Annotated in this window: 14 protein-coding genes; 8 read left to right on the top strand and 6 right to left on the bottom strand. The window is 71.0% G+C overall.

Going from position 1 to position 25,086, the window contains the following annotated elements:
* Positions 1-17: 17 nt before the first annotated feature.
* From glmS to ACZ6SD_RS06660, 6 genes are all read left to right on the top strand, one after another.
* Positions 18-1,811, top strand: coding sequence for a glutamine--fructose-6-phosphate transaminase (isomerizing) (gene glmS / locus ACZ6SD_RS06685; protein WP_465315928.1), 1,794 nt, complete (start codon positions 18-20; stop codon positions 1,809-1,811).
* Positions 1,808-2,485, top strand: a complete 678-nt coding sequence (locus ACZ6SD_RS06680; RefSeq protein ID WP_465315927.1) for an HAD family hydrolase — start codon at positions 1,808-1,810, stop codon at positions 2,483-2,485. The genes glmS and ACZ6SD_RS06680 overlap by 4 nt, the downstream gene beginning before the upstream one ends.
* A 93-nt stretch (positions 2,486-2,578) precedes the next feature.
* Positions 2,579-3,928 carry an FAD-dependent oxidoreductase gene (locus tag ACZ6SD_RS06675; RefSeq protein ID WP_465315926.1) on the top strand — a complete coding sequence of 450 codons (1,350 nt, stop codon included), beginning with the start codon at positions 2,579-2,581 and terminating at the stop codon, positions 3,926-3,928.
* A 55-nt stretch (positions 3,929-3,983) separates the two neighbouring features.
* A complete protein-coding gene (locus ACZ6SD_RS06670) occupies positions 3,984-4,595 on the top strand; it encodes a TetR/AcrR family transcriptional regulator (protein ID WP_465315925.1) in 612 nt (203 codons plus the stop codon).
* Positions 4,596-5,051: 456 nt separating this feature from the next.
* Positions 5,052-6,551 carry an FAD-dependent monooxygenase gene (locus tag ACZ6SD_RS06665; protein WP_465315924.1) on the top strand — a complete coding sequence of 500 codons (1,500 nt, stop codon included), beginning with the start codon at positions 5,052-5,054 and terminating at the stop codon, positions 6,549-6,551.
* Positions 6,552-6,708: 157 nt separating this feature from the next.
* On the top strand, positions 6,709-8,730 hold the full coding sequence (locus tag ACZ6SD_RS06660) for an oxygenase MpaB family protein (protein ID WP_465315923.1): 2,022 nt from the start codon (positions 6,709-6,711) through the stop codon (positions 8,728-8,730).
* Positions 8,731-9,053: 323 nt separating this feature from the next.
* Here the strand turns inward: ACZ6SD_RS06660 and ACZ6SD_RS06655 are convergent, their stop codons facing one another.
* From ACZ6SD_RS06655 to ACZ6SD_RS06640, 4 genes are all read right to left on the bottom strand, one after another.
* Positions 9,054-11,252, bottom strand: coding sequence for an MMPL family transporter (locus tag ACZ6SD_RS06655; protein ID WP_465316049.1), 2,199 nt, complete (start codon positions 11,250-11,252; stop codon positions 9,054-9,056).
* Positions 11,253-11,272: 20 nt separating this feature from the next.
* Positions 11,273-11,905: a hypothetical protein gene (locus ACZ6SD_RS06650; protein ID WP_465315922.1), complete on the bottom strand. Its 633-nt coding sequence runs from the start codon at positions 11,903-11,905 to the stop codon at positions 11,273-11,275.
* Between the two features lie 51 nt (positions 11,906-11,956).
* Positions 11,957-19,591, bottom strand: a complete 7,635-nt coding sequence (locus ACZ6SD_RS06645; RefSeq protein ID WP_465315921.1) for an SDR family NAD(P)-dependent oxidoreductase — start codon at positions 19,589-19,591, stop codon at positions 11,957-11,959.
* A 95-nt stretch (positions 19,592-19,686) separates the two neighbouring features.
* Positions 19,687-20,499, bottom strand: a complete 813-nt coding sequence (locus ACZ6SD_RS06640; protein WP_465315920.1) for an SDR family NAD(P)-dependent oxidoreductase — start codon at positions 20,497-20,499, stop codon at positions 19,687-19,689.
* 529 nt (positions 20,500-21,028) lie between these two features.
* On the opposite strand from ACZ6SD_RS06640, the gene ACZ6SD_RS06635 reads away from it, so the two are divergent.
* Positions 21,029-21,538 (top strand): Lrp/AsnC family transcriptional regulator, encoded by a 510-nt coding sequence (locus ACZ6SD_RS06635; RefSeq protein WP_465315919.1) that lies wholly within the window; start codon positions 21,029-21,031, stop codon positions 21,536-21,538.
* Positions 21,538-22,167 carry a LysE family translocator gene (locus tag ACZ6SD_RS06630; protein ID WP_465315918.1) on the top strand — a complete coding sequence of 210 codons (630 nt, stop codon included), beginning with the start codon at positions 21,538-21,540 and terminating at the stop codon, positions 22,165-22,167. The genes ACZ6SD_RS06635 and ACZ6SD_RS06630 overlap by 1 nt, the downstream gene beginning before the upstream one ends.
* Before the next feature lie 454 nt (positions 22,168-22,621).
* Here the strand turns inward: ACZ6SD_RS06630 and ACZ6SD_RS06625 are convergent, their stop codons facing one another.
* Positions 22,622-23,962 (bottom strand): hypothetical protein, encoded by a 1,341-nt coding sequence (locus ACZ6SD_RS06625; protein WP_465315917.1) that lies wholly within the window; start codon positions 23,960-23,962, stop codon positions 22,622-22,624.
* Positions 23,963-24,117: 155 nt separating this feature from the next.
* Positions 24,118-25,074 (bottom strand): GNAT family N-acetyltransferase, encoded by a 957-nt coding sequence (locus ACZ6SD_RS06620; RefSeq protein WP_465315916.1) that lies wholly within the window; start codon positions 25,072-25,074, stop codon positions 24,118-24,120.
* Positions 25,075-25,086 lie beyond the last annotated feature (12 nt).

The following is a 25,086-nucleotide window of genomic DNA, read 5'->3' as shown; positions in this document are numbered from 1 at the left end:
CGAGAACGAGTGAGAACATGTGCGGAATCGCAGGAATCACAGGAATCAACGACATCCGGCAGGCCCTGACCACCGCGCTTGAGCGGCTGGAGTACCGGGGTTACGACTCCGCCGGGATGGCCATCCACGCGGCGGGCGGCATCGACGTGCGCAAGTCCGTCGGCTCGGTGGCCACGCTGGCGGCCGCGCTGCCGCCGGACCCCGTCGCGGGGTCCGGGATCGCGCACACCCGGTGGGCGACGCACGGCGCGCCGTCGACCCGCAACGCGCACCCGCACCTGAGCTACGACAGGTCCATCGCCATCGTCCACAATGGAACCATTCGCAACATCGCGGAACTGCGGGGCGAACTCGACGGCCTCGGCGTCAGCGCCGTCTCGGACACCGACAGCGAAGTCCTCACCCACCTCGTCGCCTGGCACCGCGGCCAAGGCGCCGACACCGAGGCGGCCCTGCGCCTTGTCCTCGCCCGCGTCGACGGGGACTACGCGGTGCTGGTCATCGCCGCGGACCTGCCCGGCACGCTGATCGCGGCGGCGAACGGCAGCCCGCTGCTCATCGGCATCGACGGCCGCGCCGTGCACATCGCCTCCGACCGGGCCGCGCTGGCGAGCGAGTGCACGCACTACTCGCACATCCTCGACGGCGAGGTCGTCACCGTCACCACCGCCGTTCCCGCCGGGCGGGACTGGAAGCCCGCGAGCCGGGAATCCGGTTGGCAGGGCAAGGGATCCTACCCGAACTTCCTGCTCAAGGAGATCAACGACCAGCCGAGCACAACGCGGGCGGCGATCGCCGCGCTGTTCTCGCCGATCGCCCCCGGCTCGCCCGCGGACTGGAGCGCCGCGCTCGACCGCGCCGCGATCAAACGCGTCCGCTTCCTCGGGTGCGGATCGTCGTACTACGCTGGCGAAGTCTCGGCGTCCTTTGTGGAGCATCTCGCGCGCGTCCCGGCCGCGGCCGAGCCCGCGGCGGAGTTCATCCAGCGGCGCCCGGTGGTCGAGCCGGACTGCCTCTACGTGCTCATCAGCCAGTCCGGGGAGACGCTGGACACCCTGCACGCCCACCGGTACCTGCGGCGGCACCCGGTGCAGACGCTGTCGTTCGTCAACGTGGTCGGCTCCAGCCTCGACCGCGACAGCGGCGCGTCGATCCACCTGCGCGCGGGCGCGGAGGTGTCGGTCGCCTCGACCAAGGTGGTGACCAACATGCAGATCGCCGGGCTGGCGCTGGCGGCGTGGCTGGCCCGCGCGGACTACGGCGCGAGATCCGTGGAGCTGCTGGAACTGGACCTGGCGCTGCCGATCCTGCCGACGATCCTGGCGGACCTGTTGGCGGGCAAGGAGGCCGAGATCCGGGCGGCGGCGGAATCGGTGCACGCGTACCGAAGCATGTACTACCTCGGTCGGGGCGCGTCGTGGCCGGTCGCCCGCGAGGGCGCGCAGAAGATCAAGGAAATCTCCTACATCCACGCCGAGGCCTACCAGTCCTCCGAGCTCAAGCACGGGCCGCTCGCGCTGGTCGACCCCGAGCACGTGTCGGTGGTGGTGGCGGCCAACGACGACAGCGGAAACCAGGACGCGACCCTGGTCTCGCAGATCCAGGCCCGCGCCGGGAACGTCGTGGTGTTCTCCCAGCACCAGACCTGCGAGTTCGGCGCGACCACCATCCGGCTGCCCGCCATCCACCCGCTGCTCGACCACATCGTGATGGGGGTGGCGCTGCAACTGTTCGCCTACCACACGGCGACCATCCTCGACCGCGACGTCGACCGCCCGCGCAACCTGGCCAAGAGTGTGACCGTCGAATGAACAACAACCTGGGGACTTCCGAGCGCACCGGCATCCTGCTCCGGATCGGCACGCTGGAGCTGCGCTGCCGCGCGGTCTGCTTCGACCTCGACGGCGTGCTCGCCGACTCGCACGACCACATCGACCGGGCCGTGACCCACTGGGCGGCGAGCAGGCGGATCGGCATGGCAGGCCTGGCCGAGGCGTCGCGCTCCCTCACCGACGTCGAGTTCGTCCGGATGGCCGCGCCGCACCTGGACCCGGAGACCGAGGCGGGCGAGATCCAGCGCATCGAGTACGAGCTCGCCGCGGACACCCCGCCGATGCCCGGCGCGCTGGAGCTGTACCGCAGCGTCCCCCGGCGGGCGACGGCGATCGTCACCTCCGGCAGCCGCCACGTCGTGACCCGCCGCCTGTGCTCGCTGGGGATCGCGGACCCGAACATCCTCATCAGCGCCGACGACGTGACCGAGGGCAAACCGGCCCCGGAGCCCTACCGCGCGGCCCTGCACCTGCTCGACACCGACCCCCATGAGGCGATCGCCATCGAGGACACGGTCGTGGGCGCCCGAGCCGCCAAGGCCGCGGGCATGTCCGTGATCGGCGTCGGGGAACGGCTGTCCCGCGACTGGGCGAACACGCTGTTCGCGACGTGCGTGCCGACCCTGCGGCACATCACCGCCACCGCGGCTTGAGGCGCCTGGTAAGCGGGATCACCTTCAACTAAGGCTAGCCTTACCTTAGTATTGCTGCGTGATCTCCTCCCACCAGAACCCCAGGAGCGCCCGGTGAGCCGTCCCCTGCGCGTCGCCGTGGTCGGCGCCGGTCCCGCCGGGATCTACACCGTCGACGCGCTGGTCAAGTCCGGGGCGCGGGTCAGCGTGGACCTGTTCGAGCGGATGCCCGCGCCGTTCGGCCTCATCCGGTACGGGGTCGCGCCCGACCACCCCCGGATCAAGGGCATCGTGGACGCGCTGCACCGCGTGCTGGAGAAGCCGGGCGTGCGCCTGTTCGGCAACATCGACTACGGCACGGACCTCAAACTGGAGGAGTTGCGCCAGTTCTACGACGCCGTCGTCTTCGCCACCGGCGCGGTGAACGACCGGCCCCTCGACATCCCGGGCGTCGACCTCGACGGCAGCCACGGCGCGGCCGAGTTCGTCTCCTGGTACGACGGCCACCCCGACGTGCCGCGCACCTGGCCGCTCACCGCCCGCTCGGTGGCCGTCCTCGGCGCGGGCAACGTGGCGCTGGACGTGGCCAGGGTGCTGGCCAAGTCCGCCGAGGAGATGCTGGCCACCGAGATCCCGGACAACGTCCACGCGGGCCTGGCCGCCAACGCGGTCACCGACGTGCACGTGTTCGGCAGGCGCGGGCCAGCCCAGGCCAAGTTCACCCCGCTGGAACTGCGGGAACTGGACCACTCGCCCACTGTCGAGGTGATCGTCGACCCGGCGGACATCGAGTTCGACGCGGGCTCGCTGGCCGCCATCCGCGGCTCCAAGCAGGTCGACATGGTGGTCAAAACCTTGCAGGAATGGGCAATCCGCGACATCGGCGACCGCCCGCGCAGGCTGCACCTGCATTTCTTCCACGCCCCGGCCGCCATCCTCGGCGCCGACGGCAAGGTCACCGGCCTGCGCACCGAGCGCACCGAGTTGACCGGCGACGGGAACGTGCGCGGCACCGGGGTGTTCCACGACTGGGACGTCCAGGCCGTGTACCGGGCGGTGGGCTACCTGTCGACGCACCTGGCGGACCTGCCGTTCGACCACGTCTCCGGCACCGTCCCGCACAGCAGGGGCCGCGTGCTGGACATGGACGACGACCTGGTGCCCGGCGTCTACGTGTCCGGCTGGATCAAGCGCGGCCCGATCGGCCTCATCGGCCACACCAAGGGCTGCTCGTCGGAGACGGTGGCGTCCCTGCTGGCCGACGCCCCGACCTTGCGCCCGGCGGCCCAGCCCGACCCCGGCGCGGTGGTGGCGTTCCTGGACCAGCGCGGCATCGAGTTCACCACCTGGCAGGGCTGGAAGAATCTCGACGCCTACGAGCGGGCGCTCGGCGAGCCGCACGGCCGCGAGCGCATCAAGGTCGTGGACCGGCCGGAGATGGTGCGGGTGTCCCGCCAGGGCTGAAACTTTCCGAATCGGAAACTTTGCAGAGTCGGCAAGTTTGGCTAGCCTGGGTGGCATGGCCACGGACGACGACGGGTTGCGCGAACGCAAGAAGCGGGAAACCCGGCTCGCGCTGAGCCAGGCGACGATCCGACTCGCCTTGGCGCACGGGCTGGACAACGTGTCGGTGGCGGACATCGCCGCGGCGGCGAACGTCTCCGAGCGCACCTTCCGCAACTACTTCGCCAACAAGGCCGAGGCGGTCGTCGCCACCCACGTCGCGCGCGGACAGCGCATCGCCGAGACACTGCGCGAACGGCCCGCCGACGAACCGCTCTGGGACGCCCTCACCCACGCGGTCGTCGCCCAGTTCGAGCCCGCGGCGACGCCAATCCCGGACGACCGGTATCCCACGGCGCTACGGAAACTGCTCGCCGAGCCCGCGATCCAGCACGAGGTGTTCCGCGCCCACGCCGCCGCGCAGGACGAGCTGACCGTCGCCGTCGCCGCCCGCACCGGCACCACCGCGGACGACCTGTACCCGCGGATCGTCGCCGCCATGGTCAGCGCCGGACTCGGCACAGCACTGGCCCACTGGTCGCGCGACCCCACCCAGCCGATCGGGCCCGTGCTGCGCGAAGTCTTCTGCCAGCTCCGAGCCGGGGCGCCCGACCCCGCACAGAAATGAGAAACGCCAACATGACCGTGAACCACTCGGGCTTCTGCGGGAACTGGGCGAGGTAGGTTGGCCGCACAAGCCCATCGGGCGCCGACCTCCCGCCTTGCCCAGCCCACCACCAAAGCAACGGGCCAAGACCAACAGCCTGTTTGGGTGGTTCGCCTTGATTTGGGGGAAATGGGCCTAAACTCGCGGCGCGGGTGGGGTTCCTTCGCCCCGCCTTTTAACCCGCGCAGGCCCATTTCGAGGGACCCCAAATCAAGGCGAACCACCCAAACAGGCACCCACCAGGGCCCCACAGCGAACCACCCAATGCGGTCATCATCGGCGGCAGACCCAACGGCTAATGCTCACCCGCCAACTCGCACTGGACGACATTCGGCCAATCGGATCGGCTTTGCGCGAGGTCATCAACCAAAACCGCGCCGGGGCACCCGACCCCGCACGAACGTGAGGAACGCCAACGTGGATGTGGATGTGGTTGTCGTCGGCGGTGGGCCCAACGGGCTGATGCTCGCCTGTGAACTCGCGCTGGGTGGGGTCCGGCCGGTGGTGCTGGAGCGGCGCGCCGAACCCGGTGACGAGCCTCGGTCGAACGGTCTCGTCGGGCAGGTCGTGCGCGTGGTCGACCGGCGCGGGCTGTTCGAGCCGCTCAGTGGCCACCCCGGGCCGCCGCGGCCCAACAATGGCTACTTCATGTTCGCCGCGATGCCGCTCGACCTCAGCGTGATCGCGGACAGCCCGGTCCACACCCTCCCGGTGCCCGAGGCGACCACCGTGCGGGTTCTGGAGGAACGCGCGAACGAACTCGGCGCCGACATCCGCCGCGGGCACGAGTTCGCTGGGCTCGCCCAGGACGAGGACGGCGTCACCCTCACCGTCGACTCCCCCGCCGGGACCTACGGGCTGCGCGCCCGATACGTCGTCGGAGCCGACAGCGCGCACAGCCCCGTCCGCAAGGCCGCGGGCATCGGCTTTCCCGGTGTCACCCACGACCGGACCACCAGCCGCACCGCGCACGCCACCCTGCCCGCGGACTGGCTCGACCCCGCGACCGGCGCGCTGACCGTGCCCGGCCACGACCCGATCCTGCCGTTCGTCCCCCTCCGCACCGCGCGCGGCGGCTTCTCCCACGCGCCGCTCCCCGGCCGCCCGCCCCTGGTCACGACTGTCGAGTGGGACGCCCCGGCGTCCGCCGAGCCGGTGACCCTCGCCGAGCTGCGGGCCAGTGTCAGCCGGGTGCTGGGCGTCGATGTCCCGCTTGGCCCGCCGACCGGCGAGGGGCCGCACGCGCTGCGCCGCATCGACGGCGGCAACACCCGGGTCGCCGACCGGTACCGGGCAGGCCGGGTGTTCCTCGTCGGCGACGCGGCGCACGTGTTCGCCGCGGGCGGCACGGGCCTCAACATCGGCATGCAGGACGCGGTGAACCTGGGCTGGAAGCTCGCGGCGGCGGTCAACGGCGGCGCCGACGTCCTCGACACCTACGAGGCCGAGCGCCGCCCGGCCGCCGACCGGGCCGTCACCTTCGCGCAGGCCCAGGCGGCGCTGCTCGCCCCCGGCGACGACGTCACCGGCCTGCGCCGACTGTTCGGCGAGCTGCTGGCCCAGCCGGGCGTCACCCGGGCCGTCGCCGACCTCGTCGCGGGCGCGGACGTCCGCTACCCGGTGGCCGAGGACGCCCACCCGCTCGCCGGGTGGCTCGCCCCCGACCTCGACCTGCGCACCCCAGACGGCGTGGTCCGCCTCGCCGAGCTGGCCAGGCGGGCCCGGCCGCTGCTGATCGACCTGACCGAAACCGGCGGCCTGCGCGCGGACGGCGTCGAGGCCGTGCGCGCCACCGCGGACACCGACGTCACCGCGCTCCTGCTCCGCCCGGACTCGCACGTGGCGTGGGCGTCGAGCGACGCCCACCCGGACCCGGTCACCCTGCGCGCGGCCGTCCAACGCTGGTTCGGTCCCTGAGCGGCGACCCGGCCGGGAACCCTGCCGACCTTCCCGGCACTTGTCACGACGGCCACGATCCCCGGCCACAAACACTACGGCGCAGTAAGAATTGTGGCGTTCCTGTTCCCTACCTGCGGGTTTGCCTGCCACACTCGGTGGCCCACCGGGAGGCGCCATGTACGTAGGATCGACTGAAGACCGTTCTGATCGCAGGCTGCGCGCGCCGGAGGCTGCGGGCAAGGCGCTGCGACCGGCCGTGCGCGACGGCCTGTTCGCGCCGTTCGCGCTGGTGTGCGGGGCGGCGTTTCTGGCGCTGTACGCGGGCAGCGGCGCGACGGATGTCTGGTTCGCGTGGACGACGGCGAGCCCGCTCACGGCCACCACCCTGGGGGCCGGGTTCGGCGCGGCCGTGGTGCTGTTCGCGCTGGCCGCGCTGGAGCCGGGCTGGGCGAACGCCCGGATCGCGGCCTTCGTCCCGCTCGTCCTGGCCTGCGGCACCATGCTCGCGGTCAACTCGCACGGCGGCGAGCTGCACCTGCCCCGTGACATCGCCTCGCTGAGCGTGCCCGTCGCGGACCTGTGGCTGTTCGCGCTCGGGGTCGTGCCGCTGCTGCTCACGGTGGTGACGCTGCCGCCGCAGCTCAGCCGCCGGGAGGACGAGGGGGACCGCACCGCGCCGATGCCCGGGTGGGCGCGGTTCGTCGCCGGGCTCGAAGGGGCCGGGCTGCTGGCCGCCGGGGCGGCGTTCTTCGCCCGCCCCGAAATGTTCGGGTCGTGGTGGCCGTGGCCGGTGAGCGCGCTGGACCTGCGCCAGCTGTCCGTGCTGATGGTCGTGATCGGCCTGGTGATCTTGCAGGCGACCGTCGGCGGGGACCTGCGGCGGGCCGCGGTCGGCCTGGCCGCGCTGGTCTCGTTCGGGGTGCTCGCCCTGGCGGGCGTGCTCTACTACGGCGACGAGGTGCGCTGGCAGTCGCCGTCCGCGTGGGTTTTCACCCTGTCCGTGGTGGTCCTGCTCGGCACCGGCGCGGTCGGCCTGCTGCTGCTCGGCCTGCTGCGGGTGGCGCTGCCGGTGCTGACCGCGGTGACCGGCGCGAAGTCCGACGCTCCCCCGTCGATCGGGCGCCTGCTGACGCTGGCCCGGTCCGCCCGCTCCACGATCCCGCCACACGCCGACCACGGCTTCTTCGGCCCCGACTCGGTGACCTGGAAGGTCTGGACCTACCCGACCTCGCTCACCGTGGGTTTCCAGCGCGCCGTCGTGGTCGAGGAACTGGACCCCGCTTTGGTCGCCTCCGTCGACGCGACCAAAGCGATCCGCACCCGCCCGCGCACCCGCTACGACCGCACCCTGCGCTATTTCGCGATGGTGGCGTTCGCGGGTACCCGCGACACCATGAAGGCCGCCGACGTGCTGGTCAAGGTCCACTCCATCGGCATCGGCATCGAACCGGGCAGCGGCCAGCCCTACGACGCGAACGACCCCGACTCGCAGCTGTGGATCCACATGACCGCCTGGCACTCGATCCTCTACGCCTACGAGAAGTACGGCCCCGGCAAACTCACCCCGGACGAGGAGGCCCGCTACTGGGCCGACTGCGCCACCGCGGCCGAACTGCAAACCTGCGACCCCGCCGACATCCCCCACGACCGCGACAGCGTGCGCACCTACTTCGAGTGGATGCGCCCCCAGTTGGTCGGCTCCCCAGTCGCCCAGTCCACAATGGACCACCTGCTGCACGCGGAGGCGATGCTGCCCCCCATGCCCCCCGTGTACTGGCCCGGGACCCTGATCACCACCACCGCCCTGCGCATAGCCACCATCGCCACCATGCCCCACTGGATGCGCGACATGGCAGGAATCCACCAAAGCCGCCTGCTGGACGCGCTAATCGTGCCGGTCATGCGAATCTCCTTCCGCCTAAGCCGACTCAGCCGCTGGTTCCAACTAGCCGCCCTGCACCTGCTGTCCCCCTCAACTGTCCCCATCGTGGCCCCAGTCCTCCTCAACATCCCACCCACCACCCCCGAAACCCTCACCCCCACCGAAGCCCGCACCCGCCACAACTTCCCCAAACCCGCAGAAGCCCACCTAACCCTACGAGCCACCCAACACCACCGCGTCTTCGGCGACCGCCAACCCCCCAGCGACATCGGCCTAACCGAGTCCGACCCCATCCTGGGCCCACGCACCCGATAACCCCGCTCCTGCCAGATACCCAATGGGCCAAAGCAAAGAGCAGCAGACCCGCCCTCCACGAAGCCGAACCACCGCCCGCCCAGTGCTCGATGGGGCGAAATGAGCAGCGAACCCACCCCCTGCCAGGCCGCACGTAACCCTGCCAGGTGCTCGATGGGGTGGAGTGGTTTCTTTGGGGGAGAAGGAAGATCCCTAAACTCGCCGTGGTCGTGGGGCCGAAGGCTCCCCACCCGTCTTTCCCACGACGGGATCTTCCTTCGTAGGGGCCCCAAAGAAACCACTCCACCCCATCGAGCAGACAGACCCAGAGCAGCCCCAGCAAATCACCGAGCCACCCCCTCCCGCGCCCGCACCTCCCGCCCCGAAACCTCACCAACAACCCCAACAGACTCACCAAACAACCGAGCCAACCACCAAGGAAGCCACCAGTTGTAACGCCCAAACAGCCGCAACATCACCGGAACCAACACCAACCGCACCACCGTCGCATCGATCGCGACAGCCACCGCGAGAGCAAATCCAATCTGCCGGATCTCAATGCGGTCAGCGGTAAGCAGAGCAGCGAAAACCGTCACCATGGCGCTCGCGGCAAGGGTGATCGGCAGGGCCGTCTGCCGCATCCCCGCGGCCACCGCGATCCGGTTGTCGCCATGTTCGCGGTAATGCTCCTGAATGCGGCGCATGAGGAACATCTCATAGTCCATGGAGATCGCGAACAGGGTGACGAAGGTGACCACGGGGAGGTAGAAGTTGAGCACCCCGGTCGAGTCGACTTCATAGACCTGGGTGAGCAAACCGAAGGTCGCCGCGGCGGACAGGAAGTTCATCACGATGGCCTTGAGTGGGATCACCAGGCTGCGGAAGCAGAAGAACAAGAACAGCGCCGAGATGACCAGCACGAAGCCGATGATCCACCACGTTTTCCCGGTGACCTCGGAGATGAGGTCGGCCACAGTGGCCGCCGGGCCGGTGACGCCCACCGGCTGACCGGGGGGCAGGTGGTTCGGCGCCATGGTTCGCAGCCAGGTGATGAACGCGGTGGTGTCCGGCGAGTCGACGGGCAGGGTGGGGACCACGTTGACCAGGGTGGCGTCTTCGCCGTTGTCCAGGACCAAGACGTCGACGACGCGGGGGTCGGCGAGCAGCGCGGCCGTGAGCGGCGCGGTGTCCGGGGCGGGGGCGCCCGCGGGGCGCGGCAGCATGATCTGGGACGCCGCGGTGAGTCCGGGCAGTGAGTCCTCTTCGATGTGCAGGAAACCCTGCCCCGAGTCGGTGGCGCCCATCGCGGGGCGGTCGAGGTCCAGTCCCAGCCGGAAGTCCAGCGCGGGCGCCGCGGCCAGGGCCAGCGCGACGGTCGCGGCCGTGAGGTAGCGCCATGGGCGCCGCATGAGGTGGTGCGCCCAGCGGGTCCAGCGCGCTCCCGTGTCGGCCGCGTTTTTCCGCCGCCACGGCAGGGTTCCCAGGTCCAGCCAGCGCCCCGCCAGGCCGAGCAGCGCGGGCATCAACGTCAGGGCGGCGGCCACCGTGACCGCGGCGACGATGACGACGCCGACGAAGCAGTCGCGGAAGATGTCCGAGCTGACGAACAGCAGTCCGCACGAGCACAGCGCGATCGCCAGACTGGAGACGCACGCGGTGACCCCGGCCGTGGACGTCGCGGTGGCGATCGCCTCGTCGTGGGTTCGGCGGGCTCTGATCTCCTGCCGGTAGCGCAGCAGCATGAGAATGGCGTAGTCCAGCCCGAGCGCCCAGCCCGTCATCACGGCGAGGGTGAGGACGAGGGTGTTGGTGGGCGCCACGAACGACACGAGTGAGAGCAGGCCGACGCCCACGGCGACGACCATGCCGCCGAACACCAGGGGCAGCGCCGTCGCGCCGACCGCGCCCAGGCCCAGCAGCAGGATCACCGCGACAATCGGGAGCGCGACGCTTTCCGCCCGGCGCAGGTCGGCCATGTCGATGTCGCGCAGGTCCACGAAGATCGATGACACGCCGACCAGCGACGCGTGGACCTTGCCCTGGGACGCCTCCGCCGTGGCTTGCCGCAGCGCCGCCTGCTGCGCGGGCACCGCGGCGGCGCGCGCGTTGTCGTCGCCGGTGAGGCCCGCCAGGGCGTACGCGGTGCGTGGGTCGAGGTGCCCTCGGGCCATCGGCGGGTCGGCCTGGACGGCGCTGACCCCGGGTTGCGCGCGGAGCATGGCCGAGCCAGCCGACACCGCGAGTTGGAAAACAGGGTCCTGCGACGTGATTTCCGCCGAATGGAAAACCACGATCATCTGCTCGTCGCCCAGTTCCGGGAAGGTCCGCGACAGCACCTCGCCGGTTGTCGCCGAGTCCGAGTCGGCGACCCGCAGCGGCAGCGTCCCCAGGGCGCCAAACAGGTGCGGCAGCAGAGTCAGCGACAGCAGCACCGCGGCGGCCCACAGGCCGATGACCAGTTTCGGGCGGCGGGCAGACCCGGTCCCGAGCGCGCGCACCACGGTGTGGACGCCGCCCGGGAACCGGGGACCGCCGTTGACCATTCGCACAGATCAGACCACCCTCAGGACGCCGGGACCCCGAAAACCGCGGTCACGGTTCCCGTTCCGTCGCTGATCCCGAAAAGCGGGCACAGACCGGTGTTGGGCGCGTTTCCGCTGACCCGGGCGGACTCGCCGGGGAAGACCGCGCTGTCCTCGGTCGCCCGGCCGGTCGCCTCGGCGAAAACGTGCCGGGCGGCCTGGTTGTCGTTTTCCACCGACTGCTCGTCGATGTTCTCGATCACGGTCGTGCCCACGACCTTGCCTCGCTGCTGGGTCTTCGCGTACCAGGTGATGCGCACCTGGCCGGAGTCGACGCGCTGCTGGACGCAGCTCGCCCGCCCGGAGCCGGTGAACTCCACTTTGGCCGACCGCAGACCGTCGGCGGAATGGTCGGGCGAGTAGCAGTTGTCCAGCGTCCCGACACCAGAGCCCTGGATTTCCCTGGGCAGGGAGGTGACCGCGGGACTGAACTGGGCTCGCACGGTTCCGCTGCACACCAGCCGCGGCTTGGTCGCCTCGGCCGCGGCCTGCGCCCGCTCGGGAAACCCGATCACGGTGGCGGCCCCGGCCAGCACGGCGCCCGCGGCCAACGCGGCGGCCAGCAGGGCTGTGCGCACCCTGAGGCCGCCCGGTTGGTCATCGGTTTGATTCATCACTACCTCCTGAAAAAGGTCGGATTGGTCCACATGCGACAAAGGCGGAGTTCACACTTCCGCCGAGACGGTCGCCGCGGGCTTTCGCGGTTCGATTTCCGCGTTCCGGGCGATCGTGAGTGGACCTGGTTGTGCGACGACAGTGATGTCAGCGATATCAGCAACATCACTGACATCAGTGACATCACTGGGTTCTCCGATCTTGGCACCCCCTTCCACCGGGGCGGCGAGGCCATTGCCGAGACGGCGAACGATCAGCCTGCTCAGGCTGCTGATGTTGCCGCCGCCGATGAGGTCCATCGGGGAGAGCTGGTTGCCGAAGTGGGCGCGGAACTTTCCCAGCAGTTCCGCCGCCATCAGCGAGTCGATGCCCAGTTGGTCGAGCCTGCGTTCCCGGTCGACGCGCTCGGCGGGGATCTGCAGCACCATGGCGACGAGGGCGATGATCGCGTTCTCGATCAGTTCGGCCGCTTCCTCCGCGCTGCCCGCGGTGGACAGCGCGCGGCGGAACTCCTCGATCCGCTCGTCGTTCTCGGAGACCGTGCCGAAGTTGAAGTACCTGAACCGCGGCGAGGTCTCCAGGTCGGGAATCAGCCGCGCGAGGCGGTTCCAGTCGGCGCGCACCGCCATCGGCGCGGGGTCCTCGCCCGCGGCGAGGGCATCCAAGGCCGCGCGCGCGTCGGCGGGGCTGATGGCCAGGAATCCCAACTGGTCGAGCACACGGCTCAGTTCCTCGTCGCGGGACACATAGCCGACCTCGCCGATGGCGCCCCAGGCCACGGTGGCGCCGGGGAGACCGCAGGCACGGCGATGCCGGGCCAGCGCGGCCAGGAACAGGTTGCCCGCCACGTAGTTGGACTGGCGAAGGTTGCCGACCTCGGCCGCGGCGGAGGAAAAGGCCAGGAACAGGTCCACTTCGCGGTCGCGGGTGAGGGTGTCGAGAATCCAGCCCGCGGTGAGCTTCGGCGCCAGCGCCGTCGCGAAGCGGCGCGGGTCCAGCTCGCCGAGCGGATCGTCGTCGAGGACCATCGCCGCGTGCAGCACGCCGCGCACCGGATGGCCACTGCTGTCCAAAGTGGACAGCAGATCGGCCACCGCCGCCGGATCGGTCACGTCGACCGCGTGGGCCTGGGCCGCCACGTCGCGGGCGGCGAGCCGGGCGACGGTTTCCTCGGCCTCCGGAGCCCGCGCGCCGCGGCGGCTGACCAGGGCGATCTTCCTGGCTCCCCGCTCGGCCAGCCACTCGGCGGCGGCCGCGCCGAACCCCCCGGTTCCGCCGGTGACCACGTAGGTGCCCTCGGCCGACAGGCGCGGCGGCCGCGGCGGGCATTCGACGGTGACCGGGTGGGTGAAATCAATGACGATCTTGCCGATGTGCCGGGAATGGCGCATCAGCTGATAGGCATCGGTGATCCGGTTCGCGGGGAAGACGCGCCGCGGCAGTGGCTGGTAGACGTCGTCATCAATCCGCTGGACGATCTGGTCGAGCGTGCCGGACGCCAGTTCCGTGTGGGTCAGCAGCGCCTGGTCGAGGTCGACGCCCATGACCATGACGTTGTTGCGCAGCGGGCGCATCTGCAGCCGCTTGTTCTCGTAGAGGTCGCGTTTGCCCAGTTCGATGAACCGGCCGTAGGGACGCACCAGGTCGAGGCTGCGCCGCAGGTACTCGCCCGCGAGGGAGTTGAGCACCACATCGACCCCGGCCCCGTCGGTGATGGCGCGGACCTGGTGGACGAACTCCAGGCTGCGGGAGTCCAGCACGTGCTCGACGCCGATCAGCCGCAGGTAGTCCCGTTTCTCCGCACTGCCCGCGGTGGCGATGACCCGCGCCCCGACGTGCCGGGCGTGCTGGATGGCCGCCAGCCCCACTCCCCCGGCCGCGCCGTGGATCAGCACCGTCTCTCCCGCGCTGAGCTGGGCGATCGTGCCCAGGCTGTGGTAGACGGTGGCGAACGCCGCAGGCAAGGTGGCGGCCTCGGCGAAGCCGAGATACGGCGGAATGCGCTTCACCAGGTCCGCCCTGGTGACCACGTGCGAGGCGAACGCGGCGGGCGCGATGGCCAGCACCCGGTCGCCGGGGACCACCGCGGTGACCGCGCTGCCCACCTCGACCACCACGCCCGCGCACTCGATGCCCAGTGAGCCGCCCGCGATCGATCCGGTGTACCCGGATTCCAGCGCGTCCACGGGCACGATTCCCAGCGCCCACAGCACATCGCGGTAATTCAGCGCGGCGGCGCGGACCTCGACGCGCACCTCGTCAGGTCCGAGGTCCGGGTGATCAGCGGCGACGAACGCGAGGTCGAACGCCATGCCGTGCTCGCGCACCACCATCCGGTACGGGAGGTCGTCCGCCGGGGTGAGCAGCCGCGTGGGCGGCGCGGCGGGCACGAGCCGGGGCACGAACCGGCCGCCTTCGCCCAGCACGATCTCGTCTTCGTCGCTGTCCTGGCCCTGCGCGGCCAACAGCTCCCCGGCGAGCCGGTGGGCGTCGGCGTCCGGGTCCGCGGAGCGGTGCAGCGAGATCCGGGTGTTGCCGAGGTCGGGCAGCTCGTTGGCCAGGGTGCGGGCAACGCCCCACGCGGCGGCGTGCAGTGGCGCGAGCGGCCGCTCCGGGTGCGGCAGTGCCCCGCTGGGGTGGGTGACCAGGTACAGGTGGGCGTCGCGCCCGTCGGGCAGGTCCGCGCAGCGGCCGCTCACCGCCTTGAGCGTCATTGCCCGGCGAATGGTCACCTCGGTCGCAGCCAGCGCGTCCTCGGCGCTGTCGGCGTCGAGGATGAGGACGTAACACACTGTCGTCCCGGTCTCTGGCACCGAAGGCGTCCAGTCCTCCGGATCGTCGGGCACCCGCTGCACGGAGGCAGGCGATCCCGTCGCGGCCAGCCTGGCCGCGACGGCCTGGGCCAAGTCCTCCTCACCGGGTCCTTCGGTGAGGATCAACCAGCCGAGATCGGGCACCCCGGGCAGGTCGGGCACGGGCGACGGACAAGGCGGACGCTGGGCGAACAGCACTGACATGTCGTCGGCGTCGGCGTGCTGCACGGCGCTGAGCCGGACCACATCGGCGAATCCCGCCTGGGCGATCACCTCGGACCACCGTTCGCGCGCAAGGAAAGCCGTGTCGGGCCGCAGGTCGGTGTCGGTGAACTGCCACGCGCTCGGCAGCAGGCCGAAGACCGGCAGGAGGAAGTCCGGCCGGTGCGTTTCGGCCACAAGGAGATACCCGCCCGGCGCGAGCAGCGACCGGACCTGGCCGAGGGCTTCGCGCAGGTCGCTGGTGGCGTGCAGCACGTTGCTCGCGATGACCAGGTCGAACCCGGCCGCGCCGAACCCCTGCTTATCGAGGTCGCGGTTTAGCTCAAGGGCGCGGTAGTCGATGAAGTCGTAGGCGGCGAACCGGTGCTGCGCGCGGGGGAAGAACACCGGCGAGATGTCGGTAAAGACATAGTGGGTCCGGTCCGGCGGCAGCACCGGCAGCACCGCGGCTGTCGTCCCGCCGGTGCCCGCGCCCAGTTCCAGCACCCGCAGCACCCGGTCCGACGGCGCGGCGCTCACCAGCTGGCGAACGAGGATCGCGGCGCGGTGGTTCACATCGGCCATCGGGGGGAAATCGGAGTAGTAGTGCTCCAGGGTGTCGATGCCGGTGCCGGAGAACAGCATGTCGAGCGGATCGCATTTTCCAGTGAGCACGTCGGCCAGGTGCAGCCCGCTGCGGCCACGCAGGGTCAGATCGGCGAGCATGCCCCCTTGCTCGCCATGCTGTGCGCGGAACAGGGCCAGGGGGTCTGGTCGCTCGATGACCATCCACCGCGCTTCCTCCGCCTCGTCGGGGAGCCGCCGCAGCAGGCCGTGGTCCTCGGCGAGCCCGGCCAGGAAGGTCACGAACCGGGCGTGCTCGGCCGTCACCCCGTTCTCGGTCAGCGTCCGCACGCTGACGACCGGCTCCGCCCCGAGAATCCGGAGGAACGCCGCCACCGCGAAGTGCGCGCTGCACTCACAGGCGAAATCGGCCAGACCAGCGCGATCTCCCGGCACGGGGTCCGCGCCGATCAGCGCGGTCAGCTCCGGACCCGCCGCGCGGACGATGTCGCTGGGTGTGCCTGGCAGCGGGGCGGGAGCGGTGTCGTCCGTCGTCGGCGCGGCCCGCAGGACCGTGCTGACGTGCTCGACCGGCACCGCGCTGTCGACCGGGAACCGCCGCAGCCTGCACTCGCGCAGTTCCACGGCGACCGCGCCGTCCTGGTCGAGGACGTCGACGTCGAAGACGGCCTCCACCTCGCCCAAGGCGCGCAGCCGGGCATGGGCGAACCCCTCCGCGGTCGGCGCGGCCCAGACCCTGGCCTGTCCGACGCCGATCGGAATGAACGCCTGGCCGTGCGCGGCGTCGCGCAGCAGCGGCAGCACTGTCTGCAGCGCGCCGTCGAGGATGGCCGGGTGCGCCTCGAACCCGTCGACCGGGCCGGGATAGGTGTAGGCGGACAGCGCCTCGCCGGTGGCGGGGTCGTAGGGAAGGTCATCGACAACTCGGAAAGCGGGCCCGTAATTCAGTCCGGCGCCTGCGGCGTAGCCATAGTGCTCCGCGACGGGCAGCCGGTGGCCGAGCCGGTTGCGCACGGCCTGCAGGTCGACCGGCGCGGGCGCGGGCCCGACCCGGTGCCGCACCCGGCCGCGGGCGTGCACCCGCCACTGCCCGTCGCCCACCGGCTTGCTGGCCACCCGCACGACGCCGTCCTCGTCGGACACCGAGGTCTGCACCCGGGGCAGCGGCTCGTCTCCCTCGCCGGGCAGCACGAACGGGGACGTGATCTGCAGGTCCGCCAGCTCGACCGCGGCGCCCAGCGCGCGGCGGCCAGCGGCCAGCGCCATCTCCACGTACGCGGTGGCGGGCACCACCACCGTCTCGCCGATGCGGTGGTCGGCGAGCCACGCGCTCGGCGTCGAACCGATCTCGCCCTCCCAAGTGGGCTCGGCCACCGACGCGCGGCGGCCGAGCAGCGGGTGCTCGGCGCTGCCGCCGGGCCACCAGCCGGGGTCGCCGTGCCAGTGCCGTTCGCGCTGCCAGGGGTACGCGGGCAGGTCGACCACCCGGCCGGGCCGGGGGAAGTGCTCGGCCACGGCCGCCCGGGGAGACGCGGCGAGCACCGCCGCGCTGACGGTCGCGCCCACGCTCGCCGCGTCGCCCTGGCGGGTCATGGCGGCGATCGGGACCACCGATCGGCCCTCGGCTGTGGTCACGCGGCGCAGATAGCTGCCGAGCACCGGGTGCGGGCTGATCTCGACCACGATGTCGAACCGCTCCTCGGCCAACGCGGTGGCGGCCGCGCCGAACAGGACAGGCAGCCGCGTGTTGCGCCACCAGTAGTCGCCGTCGAGTTCGGCGCCGTGGACCGGCTCGCCGGTCACGGTCGAGATCATCGGGATGCGGGTCGCGGTCGGCCGCAGCCCGGCCAGCGCCGCCCGCAGCGGCTGCTCGACGGCGTCCATCTGCCAGCTGTGGAAGGCGTAATCGATGTCCAGCCGCCGAACGAAGACCTCGTCCGCGGCGAGGTCGCGTTCGAGGTCGGTCAGGGCGACGATGTCCCCGGAGATCGTGACGTCGCGGTCGCCGTTGATCGCGGCGATCTCCAGCAGGCCCCGGTACCTGGCCAGCACGGCGCGGGCCTCGGTTGGCGACAAGCCGACCGCGGCCATGCCGCCCAGGCCCGCGGTAGCGGCTTGGGCGCGGCTGCGGCCGATGAGGATCTGGGCCGCGTCGGCGAGGTCCAGCGCGCCCGCCGCCCACGCCGCGGCGACTTCCCCGCCGCTGTAGCCGATCACCGCACCGGGGACCACGCCCTCGGCGGCCAGCACCCGCACGAGCCCGGCCTGGAGGACGAACAGCATCGGCTGGGCGAACTCGGTGAGCGCCGCCCGCCCGGTGTCCTCCGCCGTGCGCAGTTCGGCCAGCACCGACCAGCCCAGCAGCGGCGCGAACACCGCGTCGATCTCCTCGACCGCAGCGCGGAACACCGGGTTCTCCGCGCACAGCGCAGCGCCCATCCCCGGCCACTGCGAGCCGTTGCCCGAGAAGGCGAACGCCACATTGCCGTGGTGCGCGCCGCGCGCCACGGCCGCGCCCGCGACCGCCTCGCCCTCGGCGAGCGACTCCAGTTGCGCCGCGGCCAGGGCGAGCGTGGTCGCCAGCGCCACCATGCGGTGATCGTGGCGCGCCCGGCGGGCGGCGGTGTGGCACAGGTCGGGGAACTCGGCGGGGTCCGCGCCCGCGAGGCGCTTGGCCGCCAGCCGCGCGGCCTCGGCCAGCGCCGCCGGGCCGCGCGCCGAGACGACGAACGGCAGCGCCTCCGCGCCCGTGCCGCTCTCGATCTCGTGCCGCGGGCGGGACCGGTCGGGATCGGGATCGGCGGACGGCGGCAAGGACAGGATCGCGTGGACGTTGACCCCGCCGAACCCGAACGAGTTGACCCCCACCACCGGCTCGTCGGCCTCCGGCAGCGGGCGCAGGTCGGTGACCGGCTCCAAGCCCAATCCGGCGAAGTCGATCTCGGGGTTGAGCGGGGTGGCGTGCAGCGACGCCGGTATCGCCCGGTGGCGCAGCACCAGCATGGCCTTGGCCAGCCCGGCCATGCCCGACGCGGGTTCGAGGTGGCCGAGGTTGCTCTTCACCGACCCGACCGGCAGCGGCCCGGCCGTGCGGCGCACCCCCAGCGCCCGGCCGATCGCCTGGCACTCGGCCGGGTCGCCGACCAGCGTGCCGGTGCCGTGCGCCTCGAAGTAGGCCACCTGGCCCGGGTCGATCTCGCACCGGTCGTACAACCGGCGCAGCAGCGCCTCCTGCGCCTCGGCGTTGGGCAGCGCGATCCCCATCGTGCGGCCGTCGTTGTTCATGCCGGTGCCGCGCAGCACCGCGTGAATGCGGTCCCCGGCAGCCAGCGCCGCCGACAGCGGCTTGAGCACCGCCACGCCGCCGCCTTCGGCGCGCACATACCCGTCGGCGTTGGCCGAGAACGTCTGGCAGCGGCCGGTGGGCGAGAGCATCTGCGCCTTGGCGAAGCCGACGAAGTTGAACGGGCTGAGCAGCACGTGGATGCCGCCTGCCAGGGCCATCTCGCTCTCGCCCCGGCGTAGGCTCTCGCACGCTTGGTGCAGCGCCACCGACGACGACGAGCAGGCGGTGTCCACCACCATGCTGGGGCCGCGCGCGTCCAGGAAGTGCGACACCCGGTTGGCGGTGATGCTCAGCGCGAGGCCGCTGGGGCTGTAGGCGTCGATGGTCTCCGGTTTGCAGCCCTGGAAGCCGCCGTAGTCCGGGGCGCTGGTGCCGATGAACACGCCGGTTTCGGAACCGGCGAGGCTGGCGGGATCGATGGCGGCGTCGTCAAGGGCCTCCACCGCCATTTCGAGCAGCAGCCGCTGCTGGGGGTCCATTCGACTGGCTTCCCGAGGGGAAATCCGGAAGAAGTCGGCGTCGAACTCGGCGATGTCGTGTAGGAACCCGCCGAACGCTGAGTACGTCTTTCCCGGGCGCTGCGGGCTTTTGTCCAGGAAGTACGCGGCGTCGAACCGGTCCGGCGGCACTTCGGTGACCAGGTCCTGCGCCGCCCGCAACGCCGACCACAGCGCGTCCAGGCTGGTGACGCCGCCCGGAAACCGGCAGGAAAACCCCACAATGGCGACTGGTTCACTCATCGGCACCTCTTCCCACGCCATGCCCGGCGCTGTTCACGAAATCGTTCCGGCCAGCGGCTAGCCCGCGCGCACGGTCATCGTCAGTACAGGGGGATTCAGAGAATGGCGCGCCGAGCCGCGTCGGTGTCATTGCTGCGCTGGTACAGCCTGCTGAACACGGCGTCGAGCGAGCGGCCGACAAAGAGCGACCCAGCTTCCAGCGGGGCGCACCACCACGGGCCGAGCGCGCGCCGATTTCCCGCCGCGGCGTCGCACACTATTCCGGCGGCGTCGGCGACGGCGAGCGCGGGCAGGCGATGCATATTGGGGGTGTGCGCGCTCATGGCGGTGTCGACCGCGCCCATGTAGACCGTGCAGACCCGCACACCGTGGGCGCGGACCTCCGGGCCGATCCCGCGCAGCCACACGTCGAAGGCGGCTTTGGACGCCTGGTAGCCGCCCCACCTGGGGTAGGGCGGCGTCCGGATGGCGAAGGTGGAGACGTTGACGATCTTGCCCGCGCCCGCGGCCCGCATGACCGGCAGCAGCCGCAGGGTGAGCTTCACCGGGCCCAGGTAGTTCACCGCGGTCAGGCGCTGGAAGTCGTGATAGCGGTCGTAGCACAGGTCGACGGATCGGCGAATGGAGTGCCCGGCGTTGTTGACGAGAATGTCGACGTTGGCGTGTTTGGCCAACACCTTGTCGACCATCTCGTCGATGAGTTCCGGCTGGGAAAGATCGACCGGATAAGCGGTCGCCTCACCGCCCGCGGCCCGGATCTCCTCTTCCAGTTCCCGCAGATTCGACTCGCTCCGCGCGGCGACGAGGACGTGGGCGCCCGCGGCGGCCAATCGAGATGCCGTCTCCCGGCCAATTCCCCGCGACGCCCCGGTTATCAGCACTGTCTTTCCCGCGACCGCTCGACGCACTCGCTCCTGACTGAGTCGGGGGCGAGAGTAGATTCCGCGGGAGACCATCGTGCGAGCCCACGCGGGCCAATTCCGGGACATAGACATCACCTTTCGCCCTCTTCGCCAGCGAGCGCCATCGACAAAGGACCGCGCGGACGAATCCCGGCGCCACGTCGCGGCCGGAAACCCTCATCCTCTGGGGACGGTACCGCTCCACGCCTGTTCCCGACACCGCGCTAAGGTCCACCGGCACGGTTTCACCCCCACGTGTCATCCACCCCGGCCCCCATTCAATGACGGCGGCATAGGGAGATGGACATTGTCCGGCGTGACAGATTGTCGACTTTTCATTGATCACTTTTCGGTCGCATCGGATCACCAATCAGCTCCGCCCGACCGGTCGCCGACGCCGGGTCGCCGCCGTCGGGCCCGCGACGCCCTGGGCGCGGCTCCTGTGAGCCAGACGGCCTTGACACGACAACCTGTAGGCTACATAGAATCTGCACCTAACATACTTAGGCTGTCAGGGTAAGGGGCTTACGATTACATGGCACAGCTGGATGACATCGATCTGCGGCTTCTGACGCTGCTCCAGGAGGACGGACGCAGCACGCAGGCCGCCCTGGCCAAGGCCGTCGGGCTGAGCGGGCCCTCGGTGTACGCGCGGATCAAGCGGCTGGAGAGCGAGGGTGTGATCCAGGGCTACAGCGCGATCCTCGCCCCCGAAAGCCTCGGGCAGGCGCTGGTCGCCTTCATCCGGGTGGGCACCACGGCCTCGCCGGACGAGCAGGAGCCGTTCGAGTCCTATGTGGAGCGCAGCGGGGCCGTCCTGGAATGCCATGACGTCGACGGCGAGGACAGCTACGTGGCGAAGGTGCGCGTCGGCTCGCCTCAGGAGTTGCGGGTGCTGCTCGCCGAGATCAGGGCGCTGCCCGGGGTGACCAGGACGGTGTCGTCGATCGTCCTGCAAACGGTGAAGGAAATCCGCGGGGGCGCGCACCTGGCTGTGCCGTCCTCCCCCGTGCCGTCCTCCCCCGTGTCGAAAAGCGAGGCGTGATGGGCGAGATTCTGGGACTGGGCGTGCTGCTCGGCGTGGGAGCGGCGCTCTCGGTCGGGCCGATCTTCGTCACCATCCTCCAGGAGGCCGCGGCCCGCGGGTTCGGCGCGAGCCTGCGGGTGATCCTCGGCTCGGCGACCGCCGACCTGATCCTGCTGCTGCCCGCCCTGGCGTTCGCGTGGGTGCTGTCGGCGATCGTGTCGGCCCGGATGTGGGTGAGCCTGGCGGGGGTGGTCCTGTTTGTCGTCTTCGCCGCGCAGGCGGTGTTCGACAGCCGGATGCTCTGGCGCGGCGGCGCGCCGAAGCCGGTCGAAGGTTGGGCGTTCTTCAAGGGCGTGGCCAGCAACCTGGCGAACCCGCTGACCTGGACCTTCTGGGTCGCGACCGGCACCCCGAGCATGCTGCGCGCGCAGGAGTTGGGCGGCTGGCCGGGGCTGGTGGTGTTCACCGCGACCTGGTTCGTGGTCGCTTCGGGCCTGGAGGCCGCCATCGCCTACGGGGTGGCGCGTTCCGGCAAGCGCGTCGGCGTCCGCGGGCAGGCGGTGCTGACCGGTGTCTCCGCACTGGTGTTCGCCGGGCTCGCGGTCGTCCTGTTCGTCCGCGACGTGGCGCCCACGGTATGGGCGTGACGGGTCGGCTGGCGGGTGTGCTCGCGGGATTCGCTGCGTGCTGTTCGTGCGCGTGGCACCCACCGGACGCGCGTGATCGGTCTGCCAGCGGTGGGGTTCACGGGACTCGCGATCGTCCTGCTCGGACGCGGCCTGGTGACCACGGTGCGGATATGGCAAACCGGCCAGCGGTGGGGTTTGTCGGGCTCACGGTCGTGGGCGCCCCCCGGGGCGGGGGCGGCTTCCGCCGCGGCGGACGAGACCACCGCCACCGCCCGCGTGCCCAGGCGGGTGAACGCGGGCGCGAGTTCGGCGCCGGAGGAGAATGGATCGACAATCACCGCGGGGCGGGCGGACTCATCGAAAGAGCGCGCAGCGCACACAGTCGGCATCCATTCGTCGGCTCGGAAACAGGGCGCGGCGAATCGGCCCGCGCGCCTCGGGGCGCACGGGCCGATTCCGGCCGAATCAGCGGTCAGGCGAACACGTACGACAAATCCGTGGGATAGCAGTCCAGGTCAGATTCAAACCTGGCCGCCGCGGCACGGCCCGCGGAAATCGAGGCGTAAATCTCGTCAAGACCGCCGCGGTCCCCTTCCCACAAGGTCGCGTGGAGAACGCGGACGAGTTCGGCGATGGCGGGCAGCGCCTCGGCCACCCACGCCCCCGACGCCGACGGGACCGTGATCCCGCGCCGGGCGAGCCAGCCCAGTTCCAGGGTCGCGGCGACGCTGTCGGCGAAGTCGGTTTCCCGCCGCGACAGGTACCTGATCTGCTCGGCGCAGAACGCCACGCCGAGGGTGGTGTGGTCGACCAGCTCGGCCGCGGCGAGGATGCCGTGGCAGTCGGCGTAGGTCTCCTCCAGCGCCATCCCCATGAACGGGCCCAGTTCCGCGCGGACGCCGATGTCCTCCACCCGCGCGCTCCGCCGCCAGAAGTGCCCCAGGTCGTGCCCGCGGAACCACACCAGCAGGCTGTCGACCAGCGCGGTGGGCGAGTGCTCGGCCAGGCCCGCGTCCGCGCCGAGCACCTTGCGCAGCAGCGGCAGCGAGCACTGGCCGACCCGCTCCTGGAACACGTTGTCGAACACGACGGTGAAGTCCCTGCCGAGCACCGAGGCGCTCGGGGTCTCCAGCGGGAAGAAGTGGGCGAAGTTCTTGTGCCCGAACGCCGACTCCCCACCGGCGAGCACCAGCTGCCCGACGTGCATGTCCGGCTTCTCGTCGGACAGTTCGGCCGGACCGCCCAACGCCGAGGCCGCGGCCGAGCGCATGGTGTCGAAGGCCAGGTCGGCGCGGGTCAGCACCTGCTGGCGGGCGTCGTCGGGAACCACGATGAGCAGGCTCAGCGGGTCCGAAGTGGACCGTGGGCTCCAGGTGCTGAGCCGACCGCAGTAGAACCACGGCTGCCCGCTCGTCGGCGGCTCGATGACGAACGGTTTCCACTCGCCGGTCGCGGCGTGCATCGCGAACAGCTCGGCGGTGTCGGCGACGGTCTCGGCCAGGCCCGGCCGGTCCGCCCGCCGCTCGATGTCCGCGACCGCCCACAGCAGACCGGCGACGCGCCGGGCGAACTCCAGCCGCACGCTGTCACGGCTGTCGCTTTCCGAATGGCGCATTCCGGAGTCGACCATCGCGTAGCAGTCCAGCAACGCCTTGATCTCGACCAACTGCCGCCACGACGCCGGGAACGCCGCGCGCAGCCCGGCGTGGTCCGGGTCGACGCGAAACGCCCGGGTCGTGGGCTGGTCCCGATGCCAGAAGGGGTGGGTGGCGTCGGTCTCCACCCTCGGGTTGACACTCGAATCAGCACGCATGACGCAGCAATCCCCCTGAAGGAAAAGAAAATTGGATGCAAACTCCGCGCCGGACTTCGCCCGGCCGCCGAGTGCGATTACCTGATGGTGTGCCATCCCCGACACTTACCGACTCAGAATATCAGAAACATGGACGAAACCTGAGGTGAGACACATCATTCACCGGTTTGCCGTATCAGGTGCCGCACACCGATCTCGGCGAGGAAATCGGCGCGGAACGGATTGGTGTCGACTTCTGGATCGCCGGTAAAGATTTCCAGACGCAGCGGTGTCTTCTCGTCTACAGGCTCGACGTGATCCGCGGCCAGGTGATAGGCGACCACGAGCGACGGATCGGTCAGCGTGCCCAGGCGCAGCACCCGGACCGCCTCGTCTGGATCGTCGTCGGAGGCGAACATCCGGGCCGGAACGGGGCTGAAGCCCAGCCTGCTCTTGAAGCCGAACAGCCCGGGCTTGGCGATGTGCCCGTAGAGGGCGGGGTCGGTGCCCAGGGAGACGTCGCGGTAGCCGAGGTCGCGGGCGATCTGGAACGCCCGCAGGTACATGGCCCGCACCACCCGGTGCTGCCTGCCGTCCGGCGCGGTGGTGACGAACCGGATTTGCAGCGTGGCCACGTCCGGCCGCTTCCAGCACACGCAGCAGCCGATGAGGGCGTCCCCGTCGAACGCCTGCACCAGCACGTAGTCCTCGCCGTGCGCCAGCAGGTCGGCCCGCTGCCGCCGGGCGAACGGGACGCCGTGGGCCATCGCGGCGATCTGCCGGTCGTACAGGCCAAGGAAGGCGTCGAAGGACTCGTCGGCCAGCGGCGCGACCGTGCGCAGTTCGATGCCCCGGTCGGCGACGAACCGCAGGCCCAGCCGGACGTTTCGGCGCTCATTGACCGAAAGCCGGTCCAGGAACGCCGACTCGGACTCGCCCACCGGGGCCAGCCAGGTGATCCAGGCGGGCTTGACGACGAATCCCGCCCGCAGCAGCCCCGGCCACGACTCCGGGGCCGGGTCCACGACCCGGACCAGGTCGACGTCGCCCCGCCACGCCGCCCAGTCCGTGTCGAGGGCTTCGGCGACCCCGATCCGTCCACTGTGGAGCCCATGGTCCCGTTCGACTTCCACGCGCAATCCCCC

It is taken from the genome of Actinokineospora sp. NPDC051303 (genome assembly GCF_055586285.1).
The sequence above is the reverse complement of the archived record's forward strand: the minus strand, read 5'-3'. Positions and strand labels throughout refer to the sequence as shown.